This window comes from Ruegeria sp. G2, assembly GCF_056533505.1.
Map to the genome: position 1 here is coordinate 90,974 of NZ_JBQFON010000002.1, position 21,240 is coordinate 112,213.

The following is a 21,240-nucleotide window of genomic DNA, read 5'->3' on the forward strand; positions in this document are numbered from 1 at the left end:
TCTGCTGGATCGTCATTAAATAGCAGGCACAAGAAAGGTCAATCGGGGTTGCATCGTAACGCTGCAGAGCGGTATCCCCAACCCAGCAAACAAAGGATTTTCCATGCGACCCTCAGGACGTGATCTAAACGAAATGCGCGCCGTTTCAATTGAAACCGGCTTTACCAAACATGCCGAAGGTTCCTGCCTGATCAAGATGGGTGACACCCATGTACTGTGCACCGCCACGATCGAGGACCGCGTTCCGCCATTTATAAAAGGCTCGGGCCTGGGCTGGGTCACCGCCGAATACGGCATGCTGCCCCGCGCGACGAATACGCGGATGCGGCGTGAAGCGGCAAGCGGCAAACAAGGTGGCCGCACCGTAGAAATTCAACGCCTGATCGGCCGTGCCCTGCGCGCCGGCGTAGACCGGGTTGCACTGGGTGAACGTCAGATCACCGTAGACTGCGATGTTATTCAGGCCGATGGCGGCACACGTTGCGCATCGATCACTGGCGGTTGGGTGGCGTTGCGTCTGGCAGTGAACAAGCTGATGAAAACGGGCGATGTAATTTCGGACCCTTTGGTTGATCCCGTCGCCGCCGTATCCTGCGGGATTTATGCCGGTCAGCCGGTTTTGGACCTCGACTACCCCGAGGACAGTGAGGCCGGCGTCGATGGCAACTTCATCATGACCGGCTCTAGCAAACTGATCGAAGTGCAAATGAGTGCCGAGGGATCCGTCTTTAGCCGCGCACAGATGGACCAATTGATGGATCTGGCGGAAAAAGGCGTGGCCGAACTGGCTGCCGCGCAGAAAGCTGCCACTGCATGACCCGTAAGTTCAACGGGGACAAGCTGCTGGTCGCCACGCACAACAAAGGCAAACTTGAGGAGATGGCACATCTCCTCGAACCCTTTGGTGTTGCCGTCGTGGGCGCCGGCGAAATGGACCTACCTGAACCAGAAGAGACAGAGGATACCTTCGTCGGCAACGCCCGGATTAAGGCCCACGCCGCCGCGCAAGCCACCGGCCTGCCCGCCCTGTCGGACGATTCCGGCATCACCATCGACGCGCTGGATGGCGCGCCAGGCGTCTACACCGCCGATTGGGCAGAAACCGGCAATGGCCGTGATTTTCTGATGGCGATGACCCGCGCACATAACGAGCTGGAAGCGAAGAGCGCTGCCCACCCTCGCACAGCGCAGTTCCGCTGTACTCTGGTTCTGGCCTGGCCCGACGGGCATGACGAGGTGTTCGAGGGCGTGGCCCCTGGACATTTGACATGGCCAATTCGTGGCAAGGATGGCTTTGGCTATGACCCGATGTTTGTCCCCGAAGGACACGACATTACATTTGCCGAGATGGATCGCTGGGAAAAGAACAAGATCAGCCATCGCGGCCGCGCGGTGGAGATGTTCGTGAAAGGCTGCTTTGGCGGATGATTGGCGCAACGGGGGCTTTGGCCTGTATGTGCACTGGCCCTTTTGCGAGGCCAAGTGTCCTTATTGTGACTTCAACAGCCACGTTTCAAAAAATATTGATCAAAAACAATGGCTTAATAGCTATCTGAATGAGCTAAAACGCGCAGCTAGTGAAACGCAAGGTCGGGTACTTAACACGATCTTTTTTGGCGGCGGCACGCCTTCGCTGATGGCACCGGACACCATCTCTGCCATCATCGAAGAGGCCCGCGCCCTTTGGCGCCCCGCCAACGATATGGAGATCACGCTTGAAGCCAACCCCGGCTCGGTCGAGGCCGGTCGCTTCGCAGCTTATCGCGATGCAGGCGTGAACCGTATTTCAATGGGTGTGCAGGCCCTCAACGACGATGACCTGCGCCGTCTGGGTCGCATTCACACCGTGGCTGAAGCCCGCGCCGCTTTTGATATTGCCCGTAGCTGCTTTGACCGTGTCAGTTTTGATCTGATCTATGCGCGACAACATCAGACTCTGGACGCGTGGCGCGCTGAGTTGGCCGAGGCCCTGTCGATGGCGATCGATCACCTGTCGCTTTATCAACTCACAATCGAAGAGGGTACGGCGTTCGGAGATCGCTATGCAGTTGGTAAGCTGCGCGGTCTGCCCGAGGATGACAGCGCGGCGGATATGTATCTGGCCACGCAAGAGATATGCGAGGCCCATGGTTTACCCGCCTATGAGGTCTCAAACCACGCCCGATCCGGAGCGGAGTCTCAGCACAACCTGATCTATTGGCGCTATGGTGATTACGTGGGTATCGGGCCAGGTGCACACGGGCGGATCACCCTTGATGGCCACAAATTCGCGACCGAGACCTTTCTTTCACCAACCAAATGGCTGGCCGCCGTTGAAAATGGAAGTGGGGAAAGCAACCGGTTCGAACTAACACAGCGTGAACAAGCGTCTGAATACCTTATGATGTGTCTTAGGGTCACAGAAGGTCTAAATATAGATAGATACAAGCAACTCTCGGGCGAAGACCTTCCACAGGAAAAGCTTGATACGCTGGCCGATCTGGGCATGTTGATCCTGGAAGGCGAACAGCTACGCGCCACATCTCAGGGCCGCGCCATTCTCAATGCCGTTATCCGAGAGCTATTGGAGTAACAAATGCAATATCTCTGGGCTGGTTTGGGGTTGGTCTGCGTCGCGCTCGCCATGGTTGGAGTGGTCTTACCCTTGCTTCCAACAGTGCCGTTTCTTCTGCTCGCGGCATTTTTCTTTGCGCGCTCTTCATCAAGGCTACATAATTGGCTGCTAACCCATCAGACCTTTGGTCCGCTAATTGTCGACTGGCAGAGCTCGGGCGTAATTAGGCCTGGCGCAAAAAAGGCGGCCACCCTGTCGGTTACCGCCGTATTTGGCCTGTCGGTGTTGCTGTCCATGCCTTCACACGTCCTGATCATTCAGGCCGTTGTGCTAAGCGGCGTCATGCTTTTTATCTGGACCCGCCCTAGCGGCTAAGCTTTGCGCAAAGATCATCCAGCTGATCGAGGTTTTCATAGGACAACACCACCTGCCCCGTTTCTGATCCGGGTTTGTGGTTGATGGTGACCTTCATTGCCAGAATAGCTGACAAATCCTTTTCGAGGGCGCGCGTATCTGCATCTTTCCCAGCATTTAGATTTTTGGATTTCAGCGCTGGCTTATCCGGACCACCTTGTTGTTTTTTGACCAGCGCTTCAGTAGCCCGCACGGAAAGACCATCACGCACAACTTGTTTGGCCAATTCCGAAGGATCTTCTGCCGTGATCAAGGCCCTTGCATGGCCGGCAGATAATTTCCCCTCAATCACAAGCGTTTGCACATCCATCGGCAATGACAGCAGACGCAACAGGTTGGCAATATGGCTTCGGCTTTTACCCAAAGCTTCGGCAAGTTTTTCCTGCGTGTGACCAAAGCGATCCATCAACTGCTTGAATCCTGCCGCTTCCTCCACGGCATTCAGATCAGCACGCTGAATATTCTCGATAATCGCGACTTCGAGCACCTCGGTATCATCAAATTCGCGAAGAATCACCGGAATATCATGGAGTTGCGCCATCTGAGCCGCTCGCCACCGGCGCTCACCGGCGACAATCTCATATTGGCCACCTGCTATACTGCGCACAATCAAAGGTTGAATAATGCCTTTTTCTTTGACCGATGCGGCAAGTTCATCCAGCTGCTCTTGCGCAAATCGACGTCTCGGCTGATCCGGATTTGCCTGCAACTTCTCAATCGGCACTGTAAGGTCGGGGCGGCGAGATTCCGACGAGATACGACCATCGGCTTCTGGTGCCACATCAGCCATTAATGCCGACAATCCGCGACCTAGTCCTCGGGGTTTTCCTTTCCTGGCATTCATGTTGCCCTCCTGACGGCCACTTAGATGGCTACTTTGTTGTTCTTATGCATGACTTCTCGCGCCAAATGCCGATATGCCATCGCCCCGAGTGAGCCCGAATCATATTGCAGTACAGGAAGCGCATATGATGGCGCCTCGCTGACCCGCACATTTCTGGGTATCTTGGTCTTAAATACCATCTGACCAAGATTGTCACGCGCGTCCTTTTCGACCTGGCGGGACAAGTTGTTGCGGTTGTCATACATGGTCAACACAACACCTTCGATCCTGAGGTCAGGATTTGCAGTCTGACGTACTTCGCGAATTGTCAGCATCAACTGCGACAAGCCTTCGAGCGCAAAGAACTCGCTTTGCAAGGGCACAAGGACAGAATGAGCTGCTACCATGGCGTTTACAGTGAGCAAATTCAAAGATGGCGGACAATCGATCAGAACAAAATCCAGTTCAAACGAGTCGATCGCCTTCTGGCGCAGCGCATCATGCAATAGATAGCTGCGTTTCTCATTCGAGATCAGCTCAATATCTGCTGAACTTAGGTCAACGGTGGCCGGAACTACAAAAAGATCTTTAATTTCTGTTTCTTGTACCACTGCTTCTAACGATGCGTCGTCCAGTATTAGGTCATAGGTTGTCCAATCGCGATCTTCGACCCCTAATCCCGTTGAGGCATTGCCCTGGGGGTCCAGATCTACGACCAACACCTTGCAACCTGCCTCGGCCAACCCGGCTGCCAGATTGATTGCAGTCGTGGTTTTCCCCACCCCGCCTTTTTGATTCGCAACCGCGATTATCCGAGGTCCGGCAGGACGAGACAGATCAACCACGCGCAACTCCTTTGATTTTCAGGATAACAGACTGAGGTTCTGTAAGACTTTTAATAGGATCGGCGTCGAAATTCCATTCCTTGCGTGCGTCTAAAAGCTCTTTTTTCCAGGTTGCGCCTTTTGGCAACAGAGCTACGCCATTTTCATCTAAATGCCTGTCGCAAAAAGATAATAAGGTGGTCAAATCCGCTAATGCCCGAGCCGACAAGATATCCGCGCCCAAGGGATCAATTGCTTCGATTCTTCGTGCTAAGACCGTGCAATTCGCCCCGCATTCCCGGGCCACATTTCGAAGAAATGCGGATTTTCTCTGATCACTTTCGACCAGCGTAAATCGGGTTTCTGGTGCGGACTCTATCGCCATGATTGCACAGACCACTCCGGGAAACCCGCCGCCGCTGCCTAAATCAACCCAATGATCTACAGGCTTTGATGTTCTGAATACTTGAACTGAATCTTGAATATGACGAACCCAGATATCCTTTAAGCTGTTCCTTGATACTAGGTTGATTCTTGGATTCCAACGCTCAAGCAATGCAACATAGATCGCGAGACGTTCGAATGTTTCACGTGAAACATTCAGTTTCTCAGCGATGGCAACGTCTTGACCTTTCATGCGTTGCGAGCTTTCACGTCGCGCCGGAGCTTAGCCAGGACTAAAGTTAATGCAGCCGGTGTCACACCTTCAACGCGACCAGCTTGAGCAATATTGGCCGGTTTGGCTTGTGACAGCTTTTGCTTCATTTCCGACGACAATCCGTCCAGCCCAAAATAGTTGAAATCCCGAGGTATTTCATGGGCCTCGTCTCGCTTCATTGCTTCAACATCACGTTGCTGGCGCGCTATGTAGCTCGCATACAAGGCATCGCGTTCAACCTGACGGCGGATTTCCCTCTCTGTCCCTTCCAATTCAGGTTCAAGCAAGACAATATCTTCAAAAGACACATCAGGAAAGGCGAGTACAGCCATCCCGTCGCGACGATTTCCATCCTGATTGACATTAATCCCTGCAGCCAGAATTTCTTTGGGAGTATACGTTCGCGCAGTTAGACTGGCCTTGGCAGCCGCTAGCTTTTCGAGCTTATTCGCGAATAGGCCAAGGCGCTGCGACCCTACACAGCCCAGCTCCTCCCCTATCGGAGTCAGCCTTTGATCCGCATTATCTGCGCGGAGGGATAACCGAAACTCAGCCCGTGACGTGAACATCCTATAAGGTTCGGCAACCCCACGGGTGGTAAGATCATCAATCATCACCCCGATGTAGCTGTCTGAACGGGTAAAATAGAAGGGCGCTCGAGACTGCACCTCTAACGCAGCATTCAACCCGGCGACCAAACCTTGTGCAGCAGCTTCCTCATATCCTGTAGTGCCGTTGATCTGACCCGCAAGATATAGACCAGGCACGTCAGGAACGGACAAAGATGCCGAAAGGATACGCGGGTCAACATAGTCGTATTCGATCGCATATCCTGGTTGCAGGATTTTTGAATGTTCTAGTCCAACAATCGATTGAACGTAGGCAAACTGAACATCTTCCGGCAATGAGGTAGAAATACCATTTGGGTATACTGTATTATCCTGAACCCCTTCCGGTTCCAAGAATATCTGATGGGATTCCTTGTCCGCAAATCGAACGATCTTATCTTCAATGGACGGGCAATACCTTGGGCCGACACCATCGATATGCCCGCCATACATGGCAGAACGCGATAGATTTTTTTCTATAATCTCATGCGTTTGTGCGTTCGTGTGAGTTATACCACATGCAATTTGTGGGGCTGTCACCGACCTAGACATGAATGAAAACAGGGTTGGCTCCGCGTCGCCATCCTGACGTTCTAATATATCCCAGTTTATGGTCCGGCCATCCAACCGGGGAGGCGTACCAGTCTTCAGCCGCGCCATGGGCAATGCAAACTCATCTAAGCGCTCTGCCAGCCGAATTGATGGGCGATCGCCCATACGACCTCCGGGACGAGACACGTCCCCAATATGGATTACTCCGCGTAAGAAAGTTCCAGACGTCAAAATGACCACCAGCGCCGGAACCTCAGATTCGTCTGCTAGCTTAACTCCGACAACACGATGACCGTCCATCAGGAAGTCAATTACTTCCCCTGTGATAACCGATAAGTTGTCTTGTTTCTCAGTTTCTTCTGCCATGGCAGCCCGGTAAAGGACCCGGTCTGCTTGCGCCCTGGGACCCTGAACAGCCGGACCTTTGCGCCGGTTCAACAAACGAAACTGAATACCTGCACGATCCGCGACGCGCCCCATTACACCATCAAGAGCATCGATCTCTCGAACCAGATGACCTTTACCTAGCCCACCAATCGCAGGATTACACGACATGACGCCGATGTCCCGTTCAGACAGAGTCACCAAAGCAGTTTTAACGCCCATGCGCGCTGCCGCATGTGCGGCTTCGGTACCTGCGTGCCCGGCACCGATAACAACGACATCAAATTTTGAATGTTTCACGTGAAACACTCCTCATTTACCTAAGCAGAAACTAGCAAAGATCTCATCCAGAAGGGTTTCGACATCTATTCGTCCAACCAGAGATTCAAGAGCGCGAATGGCTGTTCGCAGTTCCTCAGCTGCTATATCATACATATCTGGCCCCAATTCCAGAACTGTCTGTCCCGCAGCCAACGCTTCCGCTGCCTTTATCATCGCAACACGATGGCGTTCGTGGGTCGCAATACCATGACTAGTAGCCCGTTCACTTAAGATACACGATATATTGTCGATAAGGTGGTCAATTCCTTGCCCGGTTTTACCGGATATCCCACGCCCATCAGCTGCTCGTAAGTCAGATTTAGGCAGTACATGAATATCATCTTCCTGCATCTGGATACCTAAATCGTCAGGTGTATCCGTTAGGAATACACGCAAGTCAGCAACATCTGCCCGTTTGCGGGCCAGCTCGATCCCTAGATTTTCGACATGATCTTCGGTTTCTCTCAAACCGGCTGTATCAAGCAGAGTAACCGGCAATCCCGCCAGATCCATGCGCACTTCGATCACATCCCGCGTTGTACCAGCATACTCAGATGTAATAGCCGCCTCGCGTCCAGCTAAGGCGTTCAACAAAGTCGACTTACCTGCATTAGGAAGACCAACAATGGCAACTTCAAAGCCAGAGCGAATGCGTTCAGCGATGCGAACACCTTTCGCCTCTCGGGTCAGTTCGCCCATGACACCTGAAATCAATGTGCGGACTTCGGGCGTTACATCTGTGGGCACCTCTTCATCGGCAAAATCGATCACAGCCTCAAGCAAGGATGCCGCACGGATCAAATCGCGCCGCCACCCTTCAGCCAAAGTGCCCAAAGCACCTGCCAAAATCGTTTGCGCCTGTTTCCGCTGCACTTCGGTTTCTGCGTCAATCAGATCGGCAAGTCCTTCGACCTGCGCCAAATCCATCTTACTGTTTTCCAAAGCGCGCCGGGTAAACTCACCCGGCTCTGCCAGACGGAGATCATCCATATCTGACAAAGATGCCAATACGGCGTTAACCGAAGCCATGCTGCCGTGAATCTGAAGTTCGGCCACGTCCTCGCCCGTAAAGCTGGAAGGAGCCTTAAAGGTCAGGACCAAACCCTCATCCAACCGCGTCCCATCGGCGGCGCTAAGCGTCCGAGCCGTCATCCCGCGTGATGGCAGGCCTCCACCGGCCAAAATGTTGGCCGCAGAATGCGCTTGCGGACCAGAGAGGCGGATAACCGCCACCCCTGCTTTGCCTTGCGCGCTGGCCAAGGCGAATATCGTATCCATTCGAAGGCCTCGCGTTGGTTAAGACCTGTGTCAGGTATTCATCGAGTCGAAGAATTCGCCGTTTGTCTTGGTCTGTTTCAACTTCGACAACAGGAACTCGATCGCATCGGTCGTACCCATCGGGTTGAGGATGCGGCGCAGAACGAAGGTCTTGGCCAAATCACCCTTATCGACCAGCAGGTCCTCTTTCCGGGTACCAGACTTAAGGATGTCGATTGCCGGGAACACACGTTTGTCTGCGATCTTGCGATCCAGAACGATTTCCGAGTTACCGGTGCCTTTGAACTCTTCAAAGATCACCTCGTCCATCCGGCTACCGGTGTCGATCAGTGCGGTGGCGATAATGGTCAGCGAACCACCCTCTTCAATGTTCCGCGCAGCACCAAAGAAGCGCTTGGGCCGTTGCAGAGCATTGGCGTCCACACCACCGGTTAGAACCTTACCCGAAGATGGCACCACGGTGTTAAAAGCCCTACCAAGTCTTGTGATTGAATCGAGAAGAATAACAACATCTCGTTTGTGTTCGACCAATCGCTTGGCTTTTTCGATGACCATTTCCGACACGGCCACGTGGCGCGTTGCAGGTTCGTCAAAGGTCGAAGACACAACCTCACCCTTCACCGAGCGCTGCATGTCAGTCACTTCTTCCGGGCGTTCGTCGATCAGCAGGACGATCAGATAACACTCCGGGTGGTTCTGCTCGATCGAATGCGCGATGTTCTGCAGGATCACCGTCTTGCCGGTCCGCGGTGGTGCCACGATCAGCGAACGCTGACCCTTTCCGATAGGCGAGACCAGATCGATCACGCGAGCCGACTTGTCCTTGATGGTGGGATCTTCGATTTCCATTTTCAGACGCTCGTCCGGATACAGAGGCGTCAGGTTGTCGAACAGGATCTTGTGTTTGGCTTTTTCTGGATTCTCAAAGTTGATCTTGGTGACGTTGGTCAGCGCGAAGTAACGCTCGTTTTCATCGGGCGCTTTGATCTCACCTTCAACCGTATCTCCGGTCCGCAACGAGTGTTTGCGGATCATATCAGGCGAAACATAGATGTCATCTGGGCCTGGCAGATAGTTCGCCTCAGGCGAACGCAGGAAGCCAAAGCCATCCTGCAACACTTCCAGCACGCCATCGCCACCGATGGTCCATCCCTCATCCGCACGTTCGCGCAGAATCTGGAACATCATTTCGCCTTTGCGCATGGTCGAGGCGTTCTCGATCTCAAGCTCCTCGGCCATGGCGAGCAGGTCTTTGGGGCTTTTGGCCTTAAGGTCAGCCAGATTCAGGGATTCAGTTGTCATGATGATACGAACCTCGGCCGCTTGGACCGCGGCACCAGAGTGGAATTTCAGAACGGAAGATACCTCGCCCGGACGGGCGCGTTACGCGATAGATAAGCGCTTACTTAAGAAGAGTCAAACAGGCCCTTAGAACTTCAGAACGACCGCCAGAACGATCACAACCATCAGAATGGTCGGAACTTCATTCATCATGCGATACTGCCGCCCAGTGAGCTTATTTCGCCCCTCAGCAAGGTCCTTGCGCCGTGCAATCAACCAATGATGAAACCAGGTCATTCCGATCACAGCTGCACCTTTGACCCAAGGCCAGCTCCAATCCCATCCAACGATACCGGGCGTGAACACCATGATCAGCCCGCAGACCCAGGCAACGATCATTGCTGGACGCATGATCACGCGCATCAGCTTTTCTTCCATTTCGAAGAAAATTTCCTGCGCACCATTCACGGACTGCGCTTTTTCGACGTGATATACAAACAGTCTAGGCAAATAGAACAACCCGGCCATCCAAGAAATCACCGCCATGATGTGCAGTGATTTCACCCAAGGGTATATTTTAAAAAGAATGTCGGTCATTGGGCTTCCTGGATTTGCCTGAAACCCTCCTAATAAAAAAATATAGAAAGAAAAAGGAAGATGGTTTTGTAGGGAGATCAAATTCGGTGGATTACTTTTTTGTCCTGCATTTTTCCCCAGGTGGACAAAACAATTAGCTGCGCTGTAGAATCTATTGATATTTCTAAAAACAACATAATTACAGATACTTAATGTGATCACTTATAATATTATCTGTGGATAACCAATAGGGTATCTTGGGATAGCCTGCTTATCCGATCTTTTCGACTTATCCTTATCCCATCTGGACAGGATCCGGGCGACTCGGGGAAGTCTTGCTCCAAATTCCCGGGGTTGCGTGTCAACCGGAAAGCCATACAAACCGTTCAAGACTACTCAATGATTTGCACACGGGGTTTTCCACATGACTGTCCCCATAGTCCTTGCCTCGGGGTCCGAGATCCGCGCGCAGCTGCTAAAAAACGCAGGCGTCCCGTTTTCAGTTCAGATCGCGCGTGTGGATGAAGATACGGCCAAGCGTTCGCTATTGGCCGAGCGGGCATCGCCCCGCGATATCGCTGATGCACTGGCCGAGATGAAGGCGCGTAAAATTAGTGACAAGGTTCCGGGTGCCATGGTCGTGGGCTGTGATCAGGTTCTGGACTTCGATGGTCAGCTTCTGTCGAAACCGGAAACGCCGGAAGAAGCACTGGCGCAGCTAAAAGCAATGCGCGGCAAGCGGCATATGTTGCTGTCCGCCGCGGTGATCTATCAGGATGGTGAACCGATCTGGCGGCATGTCGGTCAGGTGCGCTTGCGGATGCGGGCCAGCTCGGATGCCTATCTGCGCGATTATGTGGCGCGCAACTGGGAAAGCATTCGTCATGCGGTGGGGGCCTATAAGCTGGAAGAAGAAGGTGCACGTCTGTTCGCTACCATTGACGGCGACTATTTTAACGTCTTGGGTATGCCCCTGTTGGAGCTGCTTAATTTGCTGGCCGTGAAGGGAGTGATCGATCAATGACGGACCATCGAATTCCTCTGGCCGGAGTGATTGGGCATCCGGTTGCGCATTCCCGGTCACCAAAGCTGCACGGTCATTGGCTGAAAACCTATGGGTTGGCAGGGCATTATATCCCGATGGATGTCGCGCCGGCCGATCTGGAAACTGTTCTGCACACGCTGCCCAAAGCCGGGTTTGTTGGGGCCAATGTGACTGTGCCGCACAAGGAAGCGGCTTTGCGTTTGGCAGATCACGTCTCGGACCGGGCCTCGGTCATCGGGGCGGCAAATACACTTGTATTTCGCGAGGATGGCTCGATTCATGCGGACAATACGGATGGGTACGGCTTCATGGCAAATCTGCGCGCGGGTGCGCCGGATTGGAACCCGGCGGATGGTCCGGCGGTTGTATTTGGTGCAGGTGGTGCCGCCCGTGCTGTTTTGCAGGCTTTGGCAGAGGCTGGCGTGCCAGAAATCTTGCTGACAAACCGCACGCGCACGCGCGCCGATCATTTGAAAGAAGAATTCGGCCAGCGGATCACAGTCGTGGATTGGGTGCAGGCAGGAAACGTGATCGAGAATGCCGAACTGGTCGTCAATACGACTTCGTTGGGTATGCAGGGGCAGCCGGAACTGCGCGTTCCGCTGGACGGATTGCAACCCGGCGCTGTTGTCACCGACCTGGTTTATGCACCGCTTCAAACGCGTCTCTTGCAACAGGCGGAAGAGGCGGGATGTACCACTGTCGACGGGTTGGGAATGCTACTGCATCAGGCTGTTCCCGGATTTGAACGCTGGTTCGGTGTCCGTCCTGAAGTTGATCCCGAAACGCGCGCGGCGGCCTTGGCATGAGTTTTGCACTCGGGCTCACCGGATCAATCGGGATGGGCAAAAGCACAACCGCTCAGATGTTCGCAGATGAAGGGTGCGCGCTTTGGGATGCGGATGCGGCGGTCCATCGGCTTTATGCAAAGGGTGGTTCTGCAGTTGAGCCCATGCGCAACGCGTTTCCATCTGCGATTGTGAAGGAAGCCGTTAGCCGCGAAGCTCTAAAAAAGATCATTTCGAATGATTCTAATGCATTGAAAATAATTGAGAATATCGTACACCCTTTGGTTGCCGAGGATCGCGCGGCGTTTCGTGCAGCGACCTCAGCCGATATCCTGGTGTTTGACATTCCATTGTTGTTTGAAACCGGCGGTGAAACTGTAATGGACGCCGTGGTCTGTGTCCGGGTTCCGGCTGATGAACAAAAACGACGCGTCATGGCGCGTGGTACGATGACTGAGGAACAGTTTGAGCAGATCCGTGCCAAACAGATGACTAATGACGAGAAATGTGCCCGGTCTGATTTTGTGATTGAAACGGATAGTCTGGACCATGCCCGCGTGCAGGTGCAGGATGTGATCAGGCAGATACGGGCGGGGATGGTAGATGCGTGAGATTGTACTCGATACCGAGACCACCGGGTTTGATCCTGAAAGCGGTGACCGGATTGTCGAGATCGGCGCAGTGGAGCTGTGGAACCACGTGGCCACGGGAGAGACCTATCATGTCTATATCAACCCGGAACGCTCAATGCCTGATGAGGCGTTCGGGATTCACGGAATCGGCCCCGACTTGCTGGAGAATCCACGCCCGCCGGAAAAAGGCGAAGTGACGCTTAAGGACAAGCCTGTCTTTGCCAAAGTTGGGCAAGGACTTCGCGATTTTGTGGGCGACGCCAAGCTGGTGATCCACAACGCCTCGTTCGACATGAAGTTTCTGAATGCCGAGTTGAGGTGGATGGGCGCGTCACTGATTCCCATGGATCAGGCAATCGACACACTGGCCATAGCGCGTAAACGGTTCCCGGGCTCGCCCGCCTCGCTGGATGCGTTGTGTCGTCGGTTTGGTATCGATAATTCGAACCGGGTGTTACACGGGGCGCTTCTGGACTCGGAGATCCTTGCCGAAGTGTATCTGGAGCTGATCGGAGGACGTCAGCCTGATTTCGGCCTGTCGGCAACTACAACCGCGATGGCCGGAGGCGGAGAAGAATGGCGCCCAACGGCACGACCCAATGCATTGCCACCCCGGATTACCGAGGATGAACGCGCAGCACATCAGGAATTTGTGGAAAAACTGGGCGACAATGCCCTGTGGACCCGCGCCTGACCATAGCCAGCCGCGGGTCAATGTCTTAAGCGTCGGTTTTTTGCGCTTGTGCGGCCTGACGGCGTGCCAGTTCGTTGCGATAAAGTGCCACGAAATCAATGTTATCCAGATTGACCGGCGGGAACCCACCGTCGCGGGTGATGTCGCTGACGATGCGACGCAGGAAGGGGAACAGCATGCGTGGGCATTCGATCATAAGGAACGGATGCACTTGATCCTCGGGCACGCCCTCCACGTGGAACAACCCGCAATAGTCGATCTCACACAGGAACAATACGTCTTCCAGGCCTTTGGCTTTAGAAGTCAGCTTCAGCTTGATCGAAACTTCGAATTGATGCTCGGTCGGGCGCTTCTTGGCATCCAGATTCACTTGAACCGAAATCTCTGGCTGTACATCGCCTGAGACGCCTTTCTGCGCCATCACGTTCTCAAAGGACATATCACGAATGAATTGCCCCAGGACGCGCATTTGAACCTGTGGTGCGGCTTGTGCCGCTGTGTTTTCTTTGGCGTCTTCTTCGGCCATTTATCTACTCCGGAATTGAAATTCGACACTGCTTATCAATTTGGGCGCGGTACCTCAATGCTGGTGCGGACCTTCCACCCATTTAGAGGGATTTCCGGGTTCGTTACGTGGCCGGACTTCAGTGAATTCACCATCAATCACGTCGTCCTGATTGAACGGGTCTGGACCTGATCGAAACTGTGAGCCGGTGCCCATTTGGAATTGGGTGATGGTCGCCTTAGATTTCAGATAGCGGAACACAGCAACGCGGATGCCCGGGACCAGCAATGCAAAACCAACCGCATCGGTGAAAAATCCGGGGGTCAACAACAATACACCCGACAAAAGGATCATAGCCCCATGTGCAAGCGGTTCGGTCGGGTCGTCCAATTCGGCAAAGGATCGTTGTAGATTGGCCAATGCCGTGCGACCTTGTGTCCGGACCAATACAGTGCCCAGAACGGCGGTCAGGACTACGATTGCAAGCGTTGGCCATAGTCCGATCAGCCCGCCAACTTGTATGAACAGGGCGATCTCAATGATCGGAACTAATAAAAAAGCCAAGAACAGGTACATTTGCGGTATCCTTTAGCATGTGCCGGGCTGTGGACTTGCGCCCAACTGTCACCTACATAGTGGCTTGAGGCCGGGTTCACAAAGTCCTGGCGCTGAAAAGAGTATGAAATGAGCGACAACCCTATGATCCAGTTGCTGGTCCTGGCCGGAATTGCCGTTTTCCTGATCCTGCGTCTGAAAAGCGTATTGGGCACACGCGAAGGGTTTGAAAAACCACCCCTTCAACAACAGCCAGATACCAATGGTACGCGTCGTGATTTCGAGGTCATTGATGGCGGGCCGGATCACGATATTACTGACCATGTAGCGGAAGACAGCGAACAAGCGCAAACTCTGGCCGCGATGAAGCGGGTTGAGCCCAGTTTTTCCGTTAGCGAATTTGTTCAGGGTGCGCGCGGTGCCTATGAGATGATCGTGATGGGGTTCGAAAAAGGCAATCTGGACGAGATTCAACCTTTCTTGTCCGAAGAGGTTTTTGACAGTTTTGTCTCTGTGGTCGCTGATCGCGAAGACAAGGGCCTGACCATCGAAGCCGAATTTGTCGGCGTACGTGAAACTACTCTGGCAGATGTTTCGTTCGACAAGGACAGCAATCAGGCCGAGATCACCATGCGCTTTATCGGTGAGCTGACCTCGGTCGTGCGTGATCGCGGAGGGGATATCATCGAAGGCAACCCCAATACGGTTAAACGCCAAAAGGACAGCTGGACCTTTGCTCGTGTAATGGGCGCGGACGATCCGAACTGGCTACTTGTTGCCACGGACGCATGATTGCAGCGATTCGGTCGCTTCTACTGGGGGTCGTCATGACCACTGCCAGCGCCGCCGGAGCCGAGGCGACGCGATCCATCCTGTCATTTGATAACCTTGATGGCTGGGCTGCCGATGATCACGGGGCAGCCCTTTCAGTTTTTCTGAACACCTGCGGCGATCTGAAGGATCCGGATTGGCAGGCGCTGTGTGGCGTTGCCCGGACCTATGAACCTCAGGCCGCACGGTCGTTTTTTGAGCTGTTTTTCCGACCGGTTCTGGTTGAAGGCGGCGATGACGCGTTGTTCACAGGTTATTTTGAACCCGAACTGGACGGCTCTAAATATCCAACCAGCAAATACCGCTATCCGCTCTACCGGATGCCTCCGGAGGCGCGAGGCGCTGATCGGTGGCTTAGTCGCCGCGAATTGCTGACCGGGGACGCGATGACGGGCCGCGGGCTTGAGATCGCATGGGTCGATGACCCGGTCGAGTTGTTCTTTCTGCAAATTCAGGGTTCCGGTCGTATTCGCTTGCCCGATGGCAGCGCGCTACGTGTGGGATATGGCGGAGCGAACGGACACCCTTATCGTTCAATCGGAGCCGAGTTGATCCGTCGCGGGGCGCTGGGCGCGCACGAGGTCAGTGCGCAGATGATCCGGGCCTGGGTGCGCAAAAACCCCGAAGCCGGTGCCGAGTTGTTGTTTCACAACCCCTCTTATGTGTTCTTTCGTGAAGTGAACCGGGTTGCCCCAGAACTCGGACCTCTGGGGGCCATGAATCGCTCGGTCACCACGATGCGCAGCATCGCGGTGGATCCGGCATATACGCCCCTCGGGGCGCCGGTTTGGGTTGAGAAGGATGGCAAGGCCCCGTTACGGCGATTAATGATCGCGCAGGATACCGGTTCAGCCATTAAGGGTGCCCAGCGGGCGGACATTTTCTTTGGTACTGGGGATGAGGCGGGGCAAGCTGCTGGCCGTCTGAAAGACCCCGGTCGTATGGTCGTGCTTTTGCCGATTCAGCGAGCCTACGCCCTGTTACCGGATGAATTCTGATGACACGGCGCAAACTGACGTCAGAAGAGATCGAGCTGTGGCGCAAGGTCACCAAACAAGCTGAACGATTGCACCCCGAAATACCGCAGACCATCCACCCCACGACGTTGCCAAAACCCAAACCGACCAAGACTCCAAAGGCGCGCATCGAAGCGTTTGAGTTGGGCCAGACAGCGCAATCCAAACCCACGCGGAATAATCTCAAGCCCTCAATCACCGAAGGATTGCGGGCAAATCCTGTACAAATGGATACTAAGGCATTTGCGCGCATGAAACGTGGCAAGCTAAAGCCTGAGGGCAAGCTGGACCTGCATGGGATGCGTATGAGCGCGGCCCATCCTACTTTGGTGCGTTTTATCCTGACGGCGCAGGCGCAAGGCAAGCGGTTGGTGCTGGTTATTACTGGCAAGGGAAAGGATCGCGACGAGCCCGGGCCAATTCCGACCCCGCGCGGTGTTTTGCGCAATCAAGTGCCACACTGGCTTTCTATTCCACCCTTAACGCAGGCGGTGATGCAGGTGACGCCCGCACATATCAGTCACGGTGGCGATGGGGCTTACTACGTGTACCTCAGGCGGGTTCGCTAACCCGGTTGAAGTGCGCGGGCTATGCCGATCCGAACCAAGCCGCAGACGCACAAGAAGAATGCTGCGATCCAGAAGAATTGAGTGTTCAGTGAAACGCCTTTGTCGATCAACATACCGGTCAAAGCCGGTCCGATTGCTGAACCCAGAACCATCACTGCAGCGGCCATGGCCTTGATTGCTCCTATGTGGCGCGTGCCATAGAACTCGGCCCAAAAGGCGCTGGGCAATGGATTATGCGCACCAGCTGTCAGGGCGAGGAAAACCATTCCAATCAATGCCCCGCCAATCGAAGTTGAGACCGACAGGATGGCAAATCCGACGGCCATCGGTAATTGATAGTAGGGCATCATCCGGGCCGTGCCCCATTTGTCCAACGCCCAGCCCGCTGCAAACATCGATAGAATCGAAACCCCTGTGAAGACCGGAAACAGAGCGACCAGTTGTATATGTGGCCAGCCTTTGATTTCGGCGAGATGCACCTGATGAAAAAAGAAGGCGGTGATAAAGGCCGAAGGCGCAAGGATTGCGGGTGTCATAAACCAGAACAACGGGTTCAACAGCGCCTCGCGGCGCGTCCATTGGCGACCCTGCATGCCGACAGACGAGGCATTGGTCGCCAAGCTTTGCGGTGTTCGTTCCTGACGCAGCAACCGGATCAGTACGGGAATACCCAAAAGGGTTATGCAAGCTGCAAGCCCCCATAACCAGCGCCAATCCAGAAACGCCAGAGCAGCAACGAATGTCAGGGGCAAAAGTGCCTCTCCGATTGCATACCCCAATGTTGCGATCGACAAAGCCTTGCCTCGTGTCGCTGTAAACCAGCGCGCCATCGCGACGGCCGCAAGATGGCTGCTCATCCCCTGACCGAGAAGTCTGAGAAAGAAGACCACAACGGGCAACAGAATAAGCCAAACATTCAGTGCCATTGCCAACGCGGCCAATGCCAGGCCGGTCAAAACCGCAGGGCCCAGCACACGTACGCGAAAGATATCAGTAAGACCTCCGGCCCAGATCATCACCAAAGCGGAAACGGTTGTGCCAAGCGAATAGAGCCCACCCCAGGCTCCGTGGCTTAGCTCAAATTCCGCCCGAATTTCTCCTGCGAAGATCGAGATGAAAAAGGTCTGTCCAAAGCTGGAGAGAAAGGTCAGCAGAACTCCCGCACCCAGCCAGTTTGCATTCTGGATCAGAAAGCGACGAAGGCCGGATCGCGTCACGGGGTGCTGACCTGCGCCTGCCCGGTTTCGGTCAGAATGATTTCTGTCGCGCCATCCGTATTGCGTTCGCTGGGAGGGACGAGCACATCTATGCCGGGCCGGTCAGGACCGAATGTATTGCTGACCCTGCGGACCGAGCTGAGAATCGCCAGAAGTGCGGGCGAGGTTGCAGCCACGAAATGGGACGACCCTGCATCGCTGTTGAATGCGGTCGTGTCGATCACGTTTATCGGGTATTCGGCCAATGCGTCAGCCGAACTGATATTGCCCAGTCTCTTACTGTCCGCAGTACCGCGCAACCGCGCCGACAGGTTTAGGATCTTATCTTTCCTGGATACCATCACCACAAACGGATCTGGCGGGTTTTTGATACTGTTCATCTGTGACCTAAACAGATCGACATCCAGATCGGGCGAGATCAGGATAACCCCCTCCAGATTGCGGTTTGACCAGCCGGGTTCACGCAGTTCGGCTTGTCGCATCATTTCCATCGACAATGCGCTACCCATCGAATGCGCGATTAGGATAACCCGTTTGACACCCATTGATTTGAGCAGCCGGATCGTCTGCTCCAACCCATCGCGGGCAAACAGCATACTGTCCAGATCATAGGCATATCCTGTTCCGCGCGCCTGGCTGGGCCAGGAATAGATCAGAGTGGTTCCGGGGATACCGATATCATGGCTTAGCTGGGCTGCACGAAAGGCAGTTTCGGTTTGCGTTGCGTTATAGCCGTGGACAAAGATCACCACATCATCCACACCACGCAACCGGGTCTTTAGATCTTGCGGACCTGAAAACTCGGTAACATCCGCTACAACAAACTGTTTGTTCGGATTCGGGTTCGCGTAGGAGAAATTTAGGTCACCCGGCGTGTGCGACGGCGGGATCGAGACGGTCATCTCGAGATACCGCAAAGCCTCGGCGCGTTTTGCGCCATAGCTTCCATCCATGTCGCGCGCGCGGGTTGTTGCTGCAAAGACCGTTGCAGGGGTACCGACCTTCAGCGCTTCGGGCGTGATCTCGGTTATCGAACGGTCCGCGCAGGCGGCCAGCAGGCACAGGTTCGCGATGATGATCAAATAGCGCAGCACTGTCTGCCCCTACTAAGCAGTTACAGGGCCACGCTACCTTATTCCCGCTCAGCGTCCAGTCTGAGGATGCAGATTACCGGCAAAAACCGGCTGGCATCTGTTACAGAACGTAGCGGCTGAGGTCGGTCGATTTTGTCAGTTCACCTAGATTGGCGTCCACAAAGCCCGCATCAACGGTAATCTCGGCCCCGGCCTGATCGGGTGCGGTGAACGAAAGCTCTTCGAACACGCGCTCCATCACCGTGTACAGCCGCCTCGCACCGATATTTTCAATGCTCTGATTCACATCAGCGGCGATACGGGCCAAGGCTGCGATTCCGTCTTCGGTGAAGCTGACCGTGACCTCTTCGGTACCCATCAAGGCGGTGTACTGGAGGGTCAGAGCATTGTCGGTTTCAGTCAGAATGCGCACGAAGTCTTCTTCGGTCAGCGCTCGCAGTTCCACGCGGATCGGCAGTCGACCCTGAAGTTCCGGCAACAGGTCGGAAGGCTTGGCGATATGGAACGCGCCGGATGCAATGAACAGGATATGGTCGGTTTTCACCGGTCCATGTTTGGTGCTGACTGTGGTTCCTTCAATCAGCGGCAGCAGGTCGCGCTGAACCCCTTCCCGGCTGACATCGCCACCGCGCGCGTCCGAGCGGGCGCAGACCTTGTCGATCTCATCCAGAAACACGATGCCGTTCTGTTCGACGGACTCCAACGCCACGCGGGTGACGGTTTCGTCGTCCAGCAGCTTGTCGGCTTCTTCCCCGATCAGGGCATCGTAGCTTTCGGCGACGGTCATGCGCTTCTTGACCGTGCGACCACCGAAGGCTTTGCCGAATATGTCGCCCAGATTCATCATCCCCATCTGACTGCCGGGTTGGCCCGGAACGTCGAACATCGGCATCGGGCTTGAGGTATCGGACAGCTCCAATTCGATCTCGGTATCGTCAAGCTCGCCGGCCTTAAGCTTCTTGCGGAACATCTCACGCGTGGCTTCGCGGGCGTCGGTGCCTGCAATCGCCTCGATCACGCGATCCTCGGCGGCTTGATGGGCGCGGGCTTTGACATCTTCCCGCATGAATTCGCGGGTTTGCAGGATCGCAGCATCGGCCAGATCGCGCACGATCTGTTCAACATCACGGCCGACATAGCCAACCTCGGTGAATTTGGTGGCTTCAACCTTAATAAACGGCGCGCGGGCCAGCTTGGCCAAACGGCGACTGATTTCTGTTTTGCCAACGCCGGTGGGACCGATCATCAGGATGTTTTTCGGATAGACCTCGTCGCGGATATCATCCGGCAACTGTTTGCGCCGCCAGCGGTTGCGCAGCGCCACGGCGACGGCGCGCTTTGCGTCTTTCTGCCCGATGATAAAGCGGTCCAGTTCCGAGACAATCTCGCGCGGGGTCAGGTCGGTCATAAGTGTTCTATCCGTATGTTTCGCTGCGGAACCTAATCATACGGCGCGAAAACACAAGCCGATCACGGAAAGATCACGGCAACTCACAGACAGCACACGGAAATTCGTGGCGATGTGAATCGTCAATCATGCGGCAACTGCGTCATAACCCTTTGCGACGAACGCCCCAGTTCGCATAATTTTACGGAGATACCTCATCATGATGACTCGTCGTTCACTTTTTGTGAAAGCTGCAGCTACAGGCGCGGCCCTGACCCTGGCCGGCACAACTTCTGCTCTGGCAGGTGGCGCCAAAAAGAAAGGCACATTCGAAGGTCGCTCGAACCACATCACCACCGGTTCGGTGAAGCTGGTCAAAGACGGTGAACGTTACATCGTTGAACTGGGTCAGGACTTTTCGCTGGATGGCGGCCCGGACCCACGCGTTGCATTTGGCAAAGACGGCACATACGCCCCCGACAGCAAGCTGGGCGCGCTGCTGCACCTGACCGGCAAGCAATCCTATGCCGTTCCGCCAACCATGGATGTCTCGGCCTATAACGAAGTCTACATCTGGTGCGAGGTTGCTGGTGTCCCGCTGGGCGTCGCTTCGCTGAAGTAATCACGACTGTCA

24 protein-coding genes are annotated in these 21,240 nt (G+C 54.6%); 12 read left to right on the plus strand and 12 right to left on the minus strand.

Features of this window, described 5'->3' with window-relative positions; all coding sequences use genetic code 11:
* The first annotated feature begins 103 nt into the window (after positions 1–103).
* From rph to ACR0DU_RS05095, 4 genes are read left to right on the plus strand one after another with little or no spacing between them, the layout of a single operon-like run.
* A complete protein-coding gene (rph, locus tag ACR0DU_RS05080; RefSeq protein WP_170542547.1) occupies positions 104–817 on the plus strand; it encodes a ribonuclease PH in 714 nt (237 codons plus the stop codon).
* The gene (gene rdgB / locus ACR0DU_RS05085; RefSeq protein WP_480872833.1) at positions 814–1,428 is read left to right on the plus strand and encodes an RdgB/HAM1 family non-canonical purine NTP pyrophosphatase; all 615 of its coding nucleotides are present in this window, start codon (positions 814–816) and stop codon (positions 1,426–1,428) included. Before rph ends, rdgB begins: the two co-directional genes overlap by 4 nt.
* Positions 1,418–2,572: a radical SAM family heme chaperone HemW gene (gene hemW / locus ACR0DU_RS05090; RefSeq protein WP_480872835.1), complete on the plus strand. Its 1,155-nt coding sequence runs from the start codon at positions 1,418–1,420 to the stop codon at positions 2,570–2,572. Before rdgB ends, hemW begins: the two co-directional genes overlap by 11 nt.
* Positions 2,573–2,575: 3 nt before the next feature.
* Positions 2,576–2,929, plus strand: coding sequence for a YbaN family protein (locus ACR0DU_RS05095; protein ID WP_170780071.1), 354 nt, complete (start codon positions 2,576–2,578; stop codon positions 2,927–2,929).
* Here the strand turns inward: ACR0DU_RS05095 and ACR0DU_RS05100 are convergent.
* The 7 genes from ACR0DU_RS05100 to ACR0DU_RS05130 form a co-directional block, all read right to left on the minus strand.
* Positions 2,919–3,812: a ParB/RepB/Spo0J family partition protein gene (locus tag ACR0DU_RS05100; protein WP_480872838.1), complete on the minus strand. Its 894-nt coding sequence runs from the start codon at positions 3,810–3,812 to the stop codon at positions 2,919–2,921. The two genes, ACR0DU_RS05095 and ACR0DU_RS05100, sit on opposite strands and share 11 nt — an antisense overlap.
* A gap of 20 nt (positions 3,813–3,832) precedes the next feature.
* Complete coding sequence (locus tag ACR0DU_RS05105) at positions 3,833–4,636, minus strand: ParA family protein (protein ID WP_170471099.1); 804 nt, start codon at positions 4,634–4,636, stop codon at positions 3,833–3,835.
* On the minus strand, positions 4,629–5,252 hold the full coding sequence (rsmG, locus tag ACR0DU_RS05110; RefSeq protein ID WP_480872840.1) for a 16S rRNA (guanine(527)-N(7))-methyltransferase RsmG: 624 nt from the start codon (positions 5,250–5,252) through the stop codon (positions 4,629–4,631). Before rsmG ends, ACR0DU_RS05105 begins: the two co-directional genes overlap by 8 nt.
* Entirely contained in the window at positions 5,249–7,117 is a 1,869-nt protein-coding gene (gene mnmG / locus ACR0DU_RS05115; protein ID WP_480872841.1) for a tRNA uridine-5-carboxymethylaminomethyl(34) synthesis enzyme MnmG, read from the minus strand. The genes rsmG and mnmG overlap by 4 nt, the downstream gene beginning before the upstream one ends.
* A 12-nt stretch (positions 7,118–7,129) precedes the next feature.
* Complete coding sequence (gene mnmE, locus ACR0DU_RS05120; RefSeq protein ID WP_480872843.1) at positions 7,130–8,416, minus strand: tRNA uridine-5-carboxymethylaminomethyl(34) synthesis GTPase MnmE; 1,287 nt, start codon at positions 8,414–8,416, stop codon at positions 7,130–7,132.
* A gap of 30 nt (positions 8,417–8,446) precedes the next feature.
* The gene (gene rho, locus ACR0DU_RS05125) at positions 8,447–9,718 is read right to left on the minus strand and encodes a transcription termination factor Rho (RefSeq protein WP_010442979.1); all 1,272 of its coding nucleotides are present in this window, start codon (positions 9,716–9,718) and stop codon (positions 8,447–8,449) included.
* Between the two features lie 126 nt (positions 9,719–9,844).
* The gene (locus ACR0DU_RS05130; RefSeq protein ID WP_480456961.1) at positions 9,845–10,294 is read right to left on the minus strand and encodes a CopD family protein; all 450 of its coding nucleotides are present in this window, start codon (positions 10,292–10,294) and stop codon (positions 9,845–9,847) included.
* 403 nt (positions 10,295–10,697) lie between these two features.
* On the opposite strand from ACR0DU_RS05130, the gene ACR0DU_RS05135 reads away from it, so the two are divergent.
* From ACR0DU_RS05135 to dnaQ, 4 genes are read left to right on the plus strand one after another with little or no spacing between them, the layout of a single operon-like run.
* Entirely contained in the window at positions 10,698–11,297 is a 600-nt protein-coding gene (locus ACR0DU_RS05135; RefSeq protein ID WP_480456960.1) for a Maf family protein, read from the plus strand.
* Complete coding sequence (locus tag ACR0DU_RS05140) at positions 11,294–12,127, plus strand: shikimate dehydrogenase (RefSeq protein WP_170773574.1); 834 nt, start codon at positions 11,294–11,296, stop codon at positions 12,125–12,127. The genes ACR0DU_RS05135 and ACR0DU_RS05140 overlap by 4 nt, the downstream gene beginning before the upstream one ends.
* A complete protein-coding gene (coaE, locus tag ACR0DU_RS05145; RefSeq protein WP_480456959.1) occupies positions 12,124–12,717 on the plus strand; it encodes a dephospho-CoA kinase in 594 nt (197 codons plus the stop codon). Before ACR0DU_RS05140 ends, coaE begins: the two co-directional genes overlap by 4 nt.
* Positions 12,710–13,432: a DNA polymerase III subunit epsilon gene (gene dnaQ, locus ACR0DU_RS05150; RefSeq protein WP_480456958.1), complete on the plus strand. Its 723-nt coding sequence runs from the start codon at positions 12,710–12,712 to the stop codon at positions 13,430–13,432. Before coaE ends, dnaQ begins: the two co-directional genes overlap by 8 nt.
* A 25-nt stretch (positions 13,433–13,457) precedes the next feature.
* Here the strand turns inward: dnaQ and secB are convergent, their stop codons facing one another.
* Positions 13,458–13,958, minus strand: coding sequence for a protein-export chaperone SecB (secB, locus tag ACR0DU_RS05155; RefSeq protein ID WP_010442985.1), 501 nt, complete (start codon positions 13,956–13,958; stop codon positions 13,458–13,460).
* Between the two features lie 54 nt (positions 13,959–14,012).
* Positions 14,013–14,513, minus strand: a complete 501-nt coding sequence (locus ACR0DU_RS05160; protein ID WP_480872846.1) for an FxsA family protein — start codon at positions 14,511–14,513, stop codon at positions 14,013–14,015.
* 108 nt (positions 14,514–14,621) lie between these two features.
* Between ACR0DU_RS05160 and ACR0DU_RS05165 the strand changes: the two genes are divergently transcribed.
* Genes ACR0DU_RS05165 through ACR0DU_RS05175 form a run of 3 tightly spaced genes read left to right on the plus strand, consistent with a single transcriptional unit; the run spans position 14,622 to position 16,908 of the window.
* On the plus strand, positions 14,622–15,284 hold the full coding sequence (locus tag ACR0DU_RS05165) for a Tim44/TimA family putative adaptor protein (protein WP_010442987.1): 663 nt from the start codon (positions 14,622–14,624) through the stop codon (positions 15,282–15,284).
* Positions 15,281–16,321, plus strand: a complete 1,041-nt coding sequence (mltA, locus tag ACR0DU_RS05170; protein WP_480872848.1) for a murein transglycosylase A — start codon at positions 15,281–15,283, stop codon at positions 16,319–16,321. The genes ACR0DU_RS05165 and mltA overlap by 4 nt, the downstream gene beginning before the upstream one ends.
* Positions 16,321–16,908: a Smr/MutS family protein gene (locus ACR0DU_RS05175; RefSeq protein ID WP_319545808.1), complete on the plus strand. Its 588-nt coding sequence runs from the start codon at positions 16,321–16,323 to the stop codon at positions 16,906–16,908. Before mltA ends, ACR0DU_RS05175 begins: the two co-directional genes overlap by 1 nt.
* Here the strand turns inward: ACR0DU_RS05175 and ACR0DU_RS05180 are convergent.
* From ACR0DU_RS05180 to hslU, 3 genes are all read right to left on the minus strand, one after another.
* Entirely contained in the window at positions 16,905–18,125 is a 1,221-nt protein-coding gene (locus tag ACR0DU_RS05180; RefSeq protein WP_480872850.1) for an MFS transporter, read from the minus strand. The two genes, ACR0DU_RS05175 and ACR0DU_RS05180, sit on opposite strands and share 4 nt — an antisense overlap.
* The gene (locus ACR0DU_RS05185) at positions 18,122–19,219 is read right to left on the minus strand and encodes an alpha/beta fold hydrolase (RefSeq protein ID WP_170780086.1); all 1,098 of its coding nucleotides are present in this window, start codon (positions 19,217–19,219) and stop codon (positions 18,122–18,124) included. The genes ACR0DU_RS05180 and ACR0DU_RS05185 overlap by 4 nt, the downstream gene beginning before the upstream one ends.
* Before the next feature lie 100 nt (positions 19,220–19,319).
* Entirely contained in the window at positions 19,320–20,627 is a 1,308-nt protein-coding gene (gene hslU, locus ACR0DU_RS05190; protein WP_170780087.1) for an ATP-dependent protease ATPase subunit HslU, read from the minus strand.
* A 199-nt stretch (positions 20,628–20,826) separates the two neighbouring features.
* Here hslU and ACR0DU_RS05195 point away from each other — a divergent pair, with 199 nt between their 5' ends.
* Entirely contained in the window at positions 20,827–21,228 is a 402-nt protein-coding gene (locus tag ACR0DU_RS05195; RefSeq protein WP_170542507.1) for a DM13 domain-containing protein, read from the plus strand.
* Positions 21,229–21,240: the final 12 nt, after the last annotated feature.